Raw genomic sequence first — 12,035 nt, forward strand, 5'->3', positions numbered from 1 at the left:
CCTGGCCCGAGGGACGGTTTTCCACCCTGGCGGGTTTCGTCGAACCGGGAGAGTCGCTGGAAGCCGCTGTTATCCGCGAGGTGGCGGAAGAATCAGGTATCGAGGTCCACTCACCCCTGTACCTGGGCTCGCAGCCGTGGCCCTTCCCCGCCTCCTTGATGGTGGGGTTTATCGCCACTGCCGTGAACACCAACCAGGTGCCGGATGGTGCGGAGATCGTGGACCTCCGATGGTTCACGCGGACGGAGCTGCTTGAGGCAGTTCGAAGCGGCGAGATCACTATCCCCACTGGAGCTTCAGTCTCACGGGCGCTGATTGAACACTGGTACGGCGGCTCGCTGGACCTGGCAGTCGAGGGGGTCCGGCTCTAGGTATGGAGACAACTCTCGAAGAGAGGATCCTCGCCGGCCTCGATGATGAACAGCGGACAGTCGCCTCCACGCTGACCGGGCCGCTCTGCGTTCTCGCCGGCGCGGGAACGGGTAAAACCAGGGCCATCACCCACCGGATTGCCTATGGTGTCCACACCGGTGTCTACAAACCACAACAGGTGCTGGCGGTGACCTTTACGGCGCGGGCCGCCGCGGAGATGCGGACCAGGCTCCGCGACCTGTCCGCCTCGGGAGTGCAGGCGCGGACGTTCCACGCCGCCGCCCTGCGGCAGCTGCAATACTTCTGGCCACAGGCAGTGGGTGGCCCCCTGCCTGCTCTGGTGGACCACAAAGCGCAGCTCATCGCAGAAGCGTCGAGGCGGCTCCGGTTATCGACGGACCGGGCCGCGATCAGGGATGTTGCTGCGGAGATCGAATGGGCCAAGGTGTCCATGCTTACCCCCGAGCGGTATACAGCCGCGGCGGTTGGTCGGGTCGAGCCCGCAGGCATGGACCACACAACAGTCGCCCGTATCTTTGCTGGCTACGAGGACCTGAAGCTCGACCGCAACGTCATTGACTTCGAGGATGTGCTGCTGATTACTGTGGGGATCCTGCAGGAGGATGAGAAGGTGGCGGCCACCGTGCGCGCCCAGTACCGGCATTTCGTGGTGGACGAGTACCAGGACGTTTCCCCGCTGCAGCAGCGGTTGCTGGATTTGTGGCTCGGTGACCGCCGCGAATTATGCGTGGTGGGTGATGCCAGTCAGACCATTTACTCATTCACCGGGGCAACCTCGCGGCATTTGCTTGATTTCACCGGTCGGTATGAGGGTGCACAGGTGGTGCGGTTGGTTCGCGACTACCGGTCGACGCCGCAGGTGGTCAAACTAGCCAACAACCTGTTGGCCGCGCGAACCGCAGAAACCGGCCGTCAGGCAGGCTCCTCGAGTTGGTCTACCCCGCTGGAGCTTATTGCCCAGCGCGACGCCGGTCCGGAACCCTCGTTTACCGAGTGCAGCGACGATGAAGCGGAAGCCGCCGAAGCGGCCAGACGGATCAAGGCGCTCATGGATGGTGGGGTGCTGGCGAGTGAGATCGCGATCCTCTACCGCACGAACGGCCAGTCAGCGGCCTATGAACAGGCGCTCGCCAGCGCCGGTATTGGCTATCAGCTTCGCGGCGGTGAGCGTTTTTTCGCGCGCCGGGAAGTCAGAGATTCGCTGCTGCAGTTGCGTGCCGGCGCCAGAACCGCAGGAACAGACGATGTCCCGCAACTGGTGCGGGACATCCTCGCGAGCCTGGGGTACACCTCGGTGGCGCCGGCGAGCTCGGGAGCGGTCCGGGAGAAGTGGGAGTCACTCGCCGCGCTGGTCGCCTTGGCTGACGAACTCAGCGCGGCCCGGGCTGCTGACGGATTCACCCTTCAGGATTTCGTGGCAGAGCTCGAGGAACGGGCCGCCGCCCAGCACGCACCGACGGTACAGGGCGTCACCCTCGCGTCGCTCCACGCGGCGAAGGGCCTGGAATGGGATGCCGTGTTCCTGGTCGGCCTCAGCGAGGGTCTGATGCCGATCTCCTTCGCTGACACGCCGGAGGCTGTCGACGAGGAGCGCAGACTCCTCTACGTGGGCATCACCCGGGCGAGGGAACACCTGGCGCTCTCCTGGTCCACCGCTCGCACCCCGGGAGGGCGGGCCAGCCGGAAACCGACCCGGTTCCTCGACGGGCTTCGCCCAGGCGTTTCCGGTGATCGGGCCTTCCGGACGCCCAAGGTCAAGCAAAGCCGCAAGGTGTCGGCTCCGTCGACCTGCAGGGTGTGTGGGAAGGTGCTTGGGTCCGGCTCCGAACGAAAGATCGGACGATGTGGTGACTGCCCGGCGACGTACCAGGAAGCCACCTTTGAGGCGTTGCGGGCCTGGCGGTTGGACCAGGCTCGCGAAAATGACGTGCCCGCGTTCGTTGTGTTCACCGACGCCACCCTGGTCGCTATTGCCGAGGCACGGCCAACAACGATCGAGCAACTGGGGGCGCTGGCCGGGATTGGTCCGGCCAAACTCGAGAAGTACGGGGAATCGGTGCTGTTGATCATCGCGGAAAGTGAGTGAGAGCAACCCATGACTGTCAAGGATCCGCCCGTCGAAGTCAGACGGTCCGCGAAGCGCAGGCGGACCGTCAGCGCTGACCTGCGCGACGGCGTCGTGATCGTTTCCATCCCAGCCCACTTCACCGCGGCCCAGGAAAAAGACTGGGTGCACCGCATGGTCACCAAACTCCTGTCCAAACAGCAGTCGCTGACCCCGGCGCTGGACGGCGCGGACCAGACCAACCCGGGGGAAGAGCTCCTGCAGCGCGCCGGGGCACTGTCGGAAGCCTATCTGGCCGGGCGCGGCCAACCGGTGAGCATCGGATGGGTGACGAACCAGAATTCCCGGTGGGCATCGGCCACACCGGCCCGCAAGACCATCCGCCTCTCCCACAAGCTGCAGGGAATGCCCACCTGGGTGGTTGACTACGTCATCCTGCACGAGATGGCCCACCTCATTGAGCCCTCCCACAACCGCATGTTCTGGCGGCTACTAGAGGCGTATCCCCGAACGGAAGCAGCTAAAGCGTTCCTTGAAGGTGTGTCCTTCGCTTCCAACCACGGAATGGCAAGCCACTAGCGGCTGCGGCACCGAGCAACGATTCGAGCTGGGTCATCGTGCGGGCCAATCATCCCACTGGTGACCCCCGGAGGCGTAAATGCTGGCGGTGTCGATGAGGTTGATTCCTGCGTCGATGGCACGACGGAAGACCCCGATCGAACCCCCGTCGCCTTGTCGCCCCAGTCGCCGAACATCCTGGGGCCGAAGCAGGACGGCTGACCCCGACGCCGGTCCGGCCGAACTGGGTGGCCAGCTGAGCTGTGCCCTGCTCAGGTACTAGGGCTTGCCGCCCTCCGGGGAACCTTCGCCGTTGGTTGGCTGATCCCCGGACTCGGGCGACTCGTCTGGTGACGGGGTCTCCTCAGTTTCGTCGAAGCCGCCGTCCAGTAGCCGCTGCAGGGCAGCGTCCACCTCGGAATCCGACGACTCGGCGAGCTGTCGACGCTGGCTGAACCCCTGAGGGTCGTCGAGATCCTCGGCGGTCGGTAGCAGATCGGGGTGTTCCCACACCGCATCGCGGCCTTCGATGCCCCGTTCGGCGGTGAGATGGGCCCAGAGCGTGGCAGCGTCGCGTAGCCGTCGTGGACGCAATTCAAGGCCCACCAGGGAAGCGAACGCATGTTCGGCCGGCCCGNCCCGCCGGTGGCGCGCCGGCGGCGGACCATTTCCCGCAGCGCCGCAGACGACGGCAGATTCGCGGTGGCAGCGGCGGTCAGTTCATCGACCCACCCCTCCACCAGGGCCAGGGCAGTCTCGAGCCGCACCAGCGCAGCGTCCTGCTGCGGGGTACGTTCCGGCATGAAGACACCCTCGGAAAGGGCAGCCTGCATGGACTCGGGATTGGACGGGTCGATGTCCCGTGCCACTTCCTCGATCTTTGACATGTCGATGTGAATGCCCCGGGCATAGCTCTCAACTGCACCGAGAAGGTGCCCTGAAAGCCAGGGGACCTGGGTAAACAACCGGGTATGGGCGGCTTCACGGACGGCGAGGAACAGCCTGACTTCCTGCTCGGGAATATCCAGACCCTCGCCGAAGGCCGCGACATTCACTGGCAACAGGGCCATCTGGCCCTCTGCCAGGGGGACCCCAATGTCGGTGGAACTTACAACATCCTTGGACAGGGCACCCACGGCCTGGCCGAGTTGCATCCCGAACATCGCCCCACCAAGATTCTGCAGCATCGAGGAGGCGCCGCCCATCATGGTCTTCATCTCCTCCGGCAGTTGCCCGGAAATGGCGTCGGACAGTGCCTTGGCGATGCTCACCGCCACCGGTTCCGTGAGGCGCTTCCAGGTGTCCATGGTGGCCTCGACCCATTCCGCGTGGGACCACGCGCGGCCAAGGGTGTTGGTGGAGGGGAAATCGGTGACAGGGTCGAGCCACATCTCCGCAAGCCTCAGCGCCTCATCGACGTCGCGGCGCTGCTGAGGGGTGACCGAGGGGTCCCCATCGGCTGCCGCGACGCGGCGCGCGTGGTCGTGGGCGAGCTGCCAATTCACCGGCCCATCGCTTTGTGCCGCGAACATTGCCTGAACCTGCTGCATCATCATCGCCATGGCCTGCGGATCGGACGGCAGACCAGCGGCTTTGGCGAGCTCCTGCGGATCCATGCCCTGCGCATTGCCGCCCATCAGACGGGCCAGCATCTCGGAGAGGGGATCCTTGGGGGTGTCGCCGTCGTCGTTGGACGGATCTGACGGGTTGGAGGTCACTGCTACCACCGGTCCTGGAATTGGCTGCTGGGATGGGCTGCTCGTCTACTGCTGGTTGTGGGCTCTAGCCACAGTCGTCGAACATCGTGTCGGTTCTTCCACGTTACCCGCCGTGTCGCGGGGTTGTCCCGAACGCGCTGAACCGTTCGCTGAGGGCAAAGCGGCGGCGGCCGGTCGATGGGTGCTGGACTCGCGCCCAGGAAGTACGCTAAAGAAGCTCGATGATGCGCGGTTCGGCCGCGGCAGAGCAGCATGAAGGACCACCAGGGCATGCGCAGTGTCTGACGAAGAGAAGGTTTCCTGTTGACCCAGCCCACCTACAACGACCCGCCAGTGCCGCCCACCAGGGCCAAACGGGATCCCCGGTTCACTGTGATGGCAGTGTCCGGGTTCCTCGCGCTGCTCCTGGGCGGCGCCGCCGTCCTGCTGCCGGCGCCCTATGTGGTCGAATCGCCTGGGCCAACGTTCAACACGATCGGGGAAATCGACTCCCAGCCGCTGATCGAAGTAGAGGGCCGCCAGACCTACCCCACCTCCGGCGACCTCGACCTCACCACCGTGTATGTGACGGGTGGGCCGGGGACCCAGCTTGGCATCTTCGAAGTGTTCAGAGCCTGGCTGAATCCCACCGAATCTGTGGTGCCACGCGAACTCCGGTATCCGCCGGACGCCACCCAGGAAGACATCCAGGAGCAGAACGCCGTCGCCATGACCTCATCGCAGGAATCGGCTATCGCTGCTGCGCTCGGGCACCTCGATATCGACTTCGACGAGGAACTCTCGGTTGCGGGCCTGATCGAGGATGCGGCAGCTACCGGCATTCTGGAAGAGGGCGACGTCATCACCTCGGTGGACGGCACTGACATCACGAACATCGGGGTCCTCCGGGAGTCCCTGAACGCCGCGAACGGCGACTCAGTCGACCTTGGGCTACTGCGCGACGGCGGGGAGGTCACCGAGGCGGTGACCCCCAAGGAATCCGAGGGGGGCGATTTCCAGCTCGGCGTGGGTCTGGTCGCCAACTTCACCTTCCCTTTTGATATCACTATTGCGCTCGACAACGTCGGCGGCCCCTCGGCGGGATCGATGTTTGCCCTGGGCATTGTTGACCTGCTCACCGAGGGCGAACTCACCGGCGGTAAACACTTCGCGGGGACGGGCACCATCGACTCTGCGGGTCAGGTGGGGCCGATCGGAGGAATTCGCCAGAAACTAGCCGGTGCACGGCAAGCTGGAGCTGAAGTGTTCCTGGCCCCAGCCGCGAACTGCAATGAAGTGGTGGGCTATGTACCGGACGGCTTGCAGGTGGTGCGGGTGGAGACACTCGACGACGCGGCGGAAGCTGTCCGCACGCTGGGAGCGGGCGAGGACGGTTCGGCCCTCCCCACCTGCGAAGCCGGGTAGGTCGGCCAGTCGACCGGCTTCCCGGCAGTGGTGGGTGGTGATTTGGACACGGTTTCATTTCGATCTGGTGTCAGGCCGCCCGGATCGGAACGAAATTGGGTGGCCCGGACGTGTTCAAGGCAGAATGGAGATTCATGGAACCAGTCCGTCGTGCCGCTGATTTTGGCGGTTCGAGAGCGGTTTCCGTGATCCAACGGATCCAACGATGAGGTAAATGTGACTTCCGGACCAGACCGGCCGTTCGGCAGCAGGCCGAGCCAAACCAATTCCAGTAGCGCGAAAAGACGCAGCCCGCTGATCCCGACGTTGGTGGTGCTGGCCGTTCTGGTCATCGCCTTCGTATACGTCTCACAGGTCTACGCTGACGTCCTGTGGTACAACCAGCTCGGCTTTGTGGAGGTCTTCGTCACCGAAAACCTTTCACGGATCGGACTGTTCGCGGCTGCCTTCCTGATTATGGGCGCCAGCGTGTACTTCAGCCTTCGGGTGGCCTACCGGTCCCGCCCAATTTACGCGCCCGACAGTGCTGTCCAGGACAACCTGAACCGGTATCAGGCGCAACTTGAACCGATCCGTCGCCTTCTGATGCTCGGCATCCCCGTGGTGCTGGCCGCATTCGCCGGAACGGCGGCCGCCTCCCAGTGGCAGCCAGTCCTGCTGTTCTTCAACCAGGAACCGTTTGGTGAGCAGGACCCGCAGTTCGGTCTGGATATTGCCTTCTACGTCTTCACTTTGCCGTTCCTGACCTTCGTGGTCGGCTTCCTGATCAGCGTGGTCATCATCAGCGCCATCGCGGGTGTCCTCACCCATTACCTGTACGGCGGAATCCGCCTTGAGGAAAAGGGACTCTTCACTTCCAAGGCCGCCAGGATTCACGTCGCTGTGCTGGCTGCCCTGTTCCTGCTCCTTCAGGGCGTGAACTACTGGCTGGACCGGTATGCCACCCTGACCGGCACCGGAGGGAACTGGGATGGGGCCCTGTACACGGACGTCAACGCGGTAATCCCCACCAAGGCGATCCTTGCCGCGGCGGCCATTATTGTCGCTGTTCTGTTCATCGTGTCAGCAGTCATCGGACGGTGGCGGTTGCCGATCATCGGTACCGCAATGCTCGTCATCGTGGCGATTCTTGCTGGTGGAGTGTACCCGTGGGTCATTCAGCGTTTCCAGGTGGTGCCGTCCGAGTTCAGCCGCGAGGAACCGTTCATTGAACGAAACATCGATCTGACCCGCGCCGCCTACGGTCTCGACGAGGTGGAGACCACCGACTACAACCCGGTAGAGACACCGGAAGCGGGCGCTCTCAACGCGGACGGCGAAACCACCGCAAACATCCGGTTGCTTGACCCGAACCTGGTCAGCGACGCGTTCAGCCAGCTGCAGCAGTTCCGTCAGTACTACCAGTTCCCCCAGACGCTCAACGTAGACCGGTACGAGATCGACGGTGAGATTGAGGACACGGTGATCGCTGTCCGTGAGCTGAACACCGCCGGTGTGCCGGACGGCTGGATCAACGAGCATGTGCTCTATACCCACGGTTACGGCATTGTCGCCGCGGCCGGTTCGACCACCGAACCGGATGGCCGCCCCACGTTCATCCAGTCTGGCATCCCCTCAACCGGTGCGCTCGGGGACGAGTCCACCTACGAGCCGCGGATCTACTTCGGCGAGGAGTCACCGCTGTACTCGGTGGTTGGAGCTCCTGAAGGCGCGAACCCGATTGAGATCGACCGTCCCCAGAGCGAAGAATCCGATCAGCAGTCTCGCAGTACCTTCCAGGGCAGCGGCGGACCCAACGTGGGAAACATCTTCAATCGATTGGTCTACGCGCTGAAGTTCCAGTCGACTGATCTTTTGCTCTCGGATCAGGTCAACAGCGAATCCCAGATCTTCTACGACCGGGACCCGGTCGAACGGGTCGAGAAGGTCGCCCCGTACCTGACGCTCGATGGCAACAGTTATCCAGCGATCGTCGACGGTCGGGTCAAGTGGATCATCGACGGGTACACGACGACCTCGGATTACCCCTACTCGACGCAGCAGGAACTCCAGTCGGCGACCCAGGACTCGCTGACCGCCGAGGGTCTTGCCACGGCGCTCCCACCGGAGCGGGTCAACTACATCAGGAACGCCGTCAAGGCGACGGTTGACGCCTACGACGGATCGGTGGACCTGTACGCCTGGGACGAGGAAGACCCCATTCTCAAGGCGTGGCAGAACATCTACCCCTCCTCGCTGCAGCCCTATAGCGAGATGTCAGCTGATTTGATGTCCCACGTCCGCTACCCGGAGGATCTGTTCAAGGTGCAGCGCGAATTGCTCGCCCGGTACCACGTGACCGAGACCGAGCCGTTCTACAGCAACAACGAGGCCTGGAGCGTCCCGAACGATCCCACCCTCGAGGGCGACGACATCAGCGTTCCACAGCCGCCCTACTACCTAACGCTGCAGATGCCGGAACAGGAGGGGGCCAGCTTCTCGCTGACCACTCCATTCATCCCCTTCGTCCCGGCGGGCCAGGAAGCACGAAATGTGCTGTACGGCTTCCTCGCTGCAGATGGCGACGCCGGCACCGGCGAGGACGGCGTGAAATCCGATACCTATGGCACCCTGAGACTGCTTGACTCTTCCGGCCGTGACTCAGCCGTCGGACCAGGTCAGGCAGCCAACCTGTTCAACTCGGACACCACAGTGTCGCAGGAGCTCAACCTGCTGCGACAGGGTGCCTCTGAGGTGATCAGCGGGAACCTGCTGACGCTGCCAATCGGTGGCGGCGTCGCGTACGTCCAGCCGGTGTATGTCCAGTCCTCGGGTGATTCATCCTTCCCGGTTCTCCGGCGCGTTCTGGTGAGCTTCGGTGAGGAGGTTGGCTTCGCGCCAACCCTGGACGAGGCGCTCGATCAGGTGTTCGGTGGTGACTCGGGAGCCGTGACAGGTGATACCGAGAACGTGGGTGAGACCCCGGCAGACCCTGCTGCGCCTCCTGCAGAAGGTGATCCCGCCGACGGCGAGCCCGCCCCCGAGCCGACTGAGCCTGTCGCTGGGGGCACCGACGACCCGTCAGCCGATCTTCGGGCGGCCCTGGAGGATGCCAACACGGCCATCCAGGACGGCCAGGACGCCCTCGCTGACGGCGACTTTGCAGCCTATGGCGAAGCTCAGGATCGACTGAGCGACGCTCTGGCCCGGGCGCTTGACGCCGAGGAACGTCAGTCAGGGACCGCACCAGCAGGGGAATAGGGCGGCAAGTAGCCTCCCAAATCCCGCCGATTTGCACTATCCACCCCGGGGCCGTAACGTTGAGTCTACGCCGCGGGGTGGAGCAGTTCGGTAGCTCGCTGGGCTCATAACCCAGAGGTCACAGGTTCAAATCCTGTCCCCGCAACAAGAGAAAGATCCCGGTCAATGTTAGACACACTGACCGGGATCTTTTTTTGTGCTCAAGGCCGGAAAGCAGCGGGTAGGGTCGCGGTTCGAACGCCATCCCTGCCCGCTGCGGGGTTCCTAGGTGCCGCGCAGGTCCTGATAGGCGGACAGTGCCCGTTCGCGGGTTTCTGCCAGGTCCACCACGGGGGAGGGGTACCCCGCTGGGGCGTTAGCGTCCTTCCACGGTTCGTGAATGTTGCCGGCGTCCCTGAGTTCCGGGACAAAGCGTTTGAGGTAGATCCCCTCTTTGTCGAACTTCTTGCTTTGCGTCACCGGGTTGAAAATTCGGAAATAGGGCGAGGCGTCAGCTCCGGATCCAGCGACCCACTGCCAGTTGGCGGGGTTGCTCGCGGAGTCAGCGTCGACCAGCGTGTCCCAAAACCATTGTTCTCCAACCCGCCAGTCCACCATGAGGTTCTTGATGAGGAAGGAGGCGGTAGCCATCCGTACCCGGTTGTGCATCCACCCGGTGTCCCAAAGCTGCCGCATCCCGGCGTCGATCATTGGATAACCGGTGCGGCCTTGCTGCCAGGCTCCGAGTTCGCTCTGGGTAGGCGTCTGCCAGGCAAAACCGTCGAAGTCCCGTCGGTAGTTCTGGGTGGCCAGATCGGGGTTGTGGAAGAGCAGCTGCCAGCAGAATTCCCGCCAGCCGACTTCGGAGCCGAAAACCTGGATGTCCCGGGCAGCCGATGAGTTGGTCGATGCCTTGGCCGCATGCCAAACCTGGAAGGGGCTGAGCTCGCCGAATCTGAGGTGCGGTGAGATTCCGCTGGTGCCTTCCACCGCCGGAAGGTCACGGTTCACCGCGTAACCCTCGACTGGGCCATCAAGGAAATCGTCCAGCCGTTCCCAGGCACCTGCTTCCCCGGGGTGCCACTGCTGCTGCAGGCCCCCCGACCAATCGGGCGTGGTCGGCAGCAGCTGCCAGGAGACGAGCTCCTCCGACGCCAGCGTTGGCCCCGCCAGCCGTTTGGGTGGCGCCAGGGGTGCCCGGGGCTCCGGTTGGTTCTTGCAGGCCCGCCAGAACGGCGTGAACACCTTATAGGGGCCGCCAGCGCCCGTCGTGACCTGCCATGGCTCGTAGAGCAGATTCGCCTGGTAGCTGGCTGCTTCGATTCCGGTGTCCCCGCACCATGATTTCAGGTCGGCATCGATCGTCCGCTCGGGTTGGGCGTAGCGCCGGTTCCACAGCACGCGTTCCGCTCCGGATTCAGCGACCAGCCCGCGGATCACTGCTCCGGCCGGGCCCGACCGCAGGACCAGTTGGCCGCCGAGATCCTCAACGGCATGGGACAGGTTGGTCAGGGAATGGTGCAGCCACCACCGGGTCGCCCCGCCCAGGGGTCGAATTCCTGGGCTTTCCTCATCAAGCACATAGCAAATAATGAGGTCGTCTGCGTCGATGTCGAGCGCTGCAGAGAGGGCTGGATTGTCGCCAAGCCGGAGGTCGTCGCGGAGCCATACGATAGTTGGTGCCATGCACGCTAATCTACCTGCAGCGCCCCGCTTTGCTGAGCTTGTCTGCCCGGGCAGCAGAAGGCCGGCGCCCCCTGGGTGGGTGACGCCGGCCGGATGCACTACTGGGTGTTACTGGCCAGGCTGGTACTCGTCCGTGTCGCTACCCTGGCCGATGGCGGACGGAGTCCGCCCGGAGGAACCGCCGGATTTGAGGGCAGCCAGCCGGGCTTCGACCTCGGTCTGCTCGCCGAGGTCTTCGAGGCTTTCGAACTGGGAGTCCAGGCTTGAGTTCGCCAGTTCGGCCTGGCCAAGAACCCTCGCCTCTTCGCGCCGGATCTTCTCTTCGAAGCGGCCGACTTCGCTGGTGGGATCCATGAAGTCGATGCTCTTGACCGCGTCGTGAACCTGCTGCTGGGCTTGAGCAGTCCGGGACCGGGCAATCAGCTCGTCCCGCTTGCTGGTCAGTTCGTTGAGCTTGCCCTTCATCTGGTTGAGGCCGGTCTTCAGCTTCTCAACAATCTCTTCCTGCGAGCCGATGGTGGGCTCGGCGCCACGGGCTTCATTCTCGGCGGTCATCTGACGCTGGATTGCGACCTTCGCAAGATTGTCGAACTTCTCGGCATCGACAGTGTCACCGGCGTTGCGGTATTCGTCGGCCTTCTTCGACGCGGCGAGGGCCTTGTTGCCCCAATTACGGGCGTTATCAAGATCTTCTTTATAATCTTCCTGCAACATCCGCAGATTGCCGATGGTCTGAGCCACGGCGCTTTCCGCTTCGGCGATGCTGTTGGTGTAGTCGCGGACCATCTGGTCCAGCATCTTCTGGGGATCTTCGGCCTGGTCGAGGAGAGAGTTGATGTTCGCCTTGGCCAGCTGGGCAATACGTCCGAAAATTGACTGTTTTACCATGGGGTTGCCTTTCGCTTAGCGTCTGTTCTGGGTAAATATTCACCCCTACGGGGTGAGGATTATGAGTTTTGCGGGCTAGAAGTCGCCGCCGCCACCGCCGAAGC

Annotated in this window: 7 protein-coding genes, 1 tRNA gene and 1 pseudogene; 6 read left to right on the top strand and 3 right to left on the bottom strand. The window is 63.6% G+C overall.

Translation table 11 applies throughout. The features are described 5' to 3' along the window. The 3 genes from K728_RS22670 to K728_RS0102590 all read left to right on the top strand — a co-directional run. The coding region (locus K728_RS22670) for an NAD(+) diphosphatase (RefSeq protein ID WP_337587484.1) at window positions 1–371 on the top strand (371 nt) is incomplete at its 5' end. Between the two features lie 2 nt (window positions 372–373). Continuing rightward, entirely contained in the window at window positions 374–2,479 is a 2,106-nt protein-coding gene (locus tag K728_RS0102585) for an ATP-dependent DNA helicase UvrD2 (RefSeq protein ID WP_024475747.1), read from the top strand. A 9-nt stretch (window positions 2,480–2,488) separates the two neighbouring features. Beyond that, window positions 2,489–3,037: a M48 family metallopeptidase gene (locus K728_RS0102590; RefSeq protein WP_019481684.1), complete on the top strand. Its 549-nt coding sequence runs from the start codon at window positions 2,489–2,491 to the stop codon at window positions 3,035–3,037. A 258-nt stretch (window positions 3,038–3,295) separates the two neighbouring features. Here K728_RS0102590 and K728_RS18225 read toward each other — a convergent pair. Next, a pseudogene (locus K728_RS18225) lies at window positions 3,296–4,734 on the bottom strand (zinc-dependent metalloprotease). A gap of 303 nt (window positions 4,735–5,037) precedes the next feature. Here K728_RS18225 and K728_RS0102600 point away from each other — a divergent pair. From K728_RS0102600 to K728_RS0102610, 3 genes are all read left to right on the top strand, one after another. Continuing rightward, entirely contained in the window at window positions 5,038–6,138 is a 1,101-nt protein-coding gene (locus K728_RS0102600; RefSeq protein WP_019481686.1) for a YlbL family protein, read from the top strand. Between the two features lie 216 nt (window positions 6,139–6,354). Next, window positions 6,355–9,378, top strand: coding sequence for a UPF0182 family protein (locus K728_RS0102605; RefSeq protein WP_026040929.1), 3,024 nt, complete (start codon window positions 6,355–6,357; stop codon window positions 9,376–9,378). Between the two features lie 71 nt (window positions 9,379–9,449). After that, window positions 9,450–9,523, top strand: a tRNA-Met gene (locus tag K728_RS0102610). Window positions 9,524–9,642: 119 nt separating this feature from the next. On the opposite strand, the gene K728_RS0102615 is transcribed toward K728_RS0102610, so the two are convergent. Together K728_RS0102615 and K728_RS0102620 are read right to left on the bottom strand one after the other, a co-directional pair. Continuing rightward, on the bottom strand, window positions 9,643–11,043 hold the full coding sequence (locus K728_RS0102615; protein ID WP_019481688.1) for a cryptochrome/photolyase family protein: 1,401 nt from the start codon (window positions 11,041–11,043) through the stop codon (window positions 9,643–9,645). A 108-nt stretch (window positions 11,044–11,151) separates the two neighbouring features. Then, window positions 11,152–11,931, bottom strand: coding sequence for a PspA/IM30 family protein (locus tag K728_RS0102620; RefSeq protein WP_024475749.1), 780 nt, complete (start codon window positions 11,929–11,931; stop codon window positions 11,152–11,154). Window positions 11,932–12,035: the final 104 nt, after the last annotated feature.

This window comes from Arthrobacter sp. CAL618, from assembly GCF_000468215.1.
Classification (GTDB): domain Bacteria; phylum Actinomycetota; class Actinomycetes; order Actinomycetales; family Micrococcaceae; genus Arthrobacter_D.

Bases quoted from the DNA above. Each gene is read 5' to 3' on its own strand.
- K728_RS0102615 (WP_019481688.1), bottom strand. From the start codon at position 11,043: ATGGCACCAACTATCGTATGGCTCCGCGACGACCTCCGGCTTGGCGAC.
- K728_RS0102585 (WP_024475747.1), top strand. From the start codon at position 374: ATGGAGACAACTCTCGAAGAGAGGATCCTCGCCGGCCTCGATGATGAA.
- K728_RS0102620 (WP_024475749.1), bottom strand. From the start codon at position 11,931: ATGGTAAAACAGTCAATTTTCGGACGTATTGCCCAGCTGGCCAAGGCG.
- K728_RS0102590 (WP_019481684.1), top strand. From the start codon at position 2,489: ATGACTGTCAAGGATCCGCCCGTCGAAGTCAGACGGTCCGCGAAGCGC.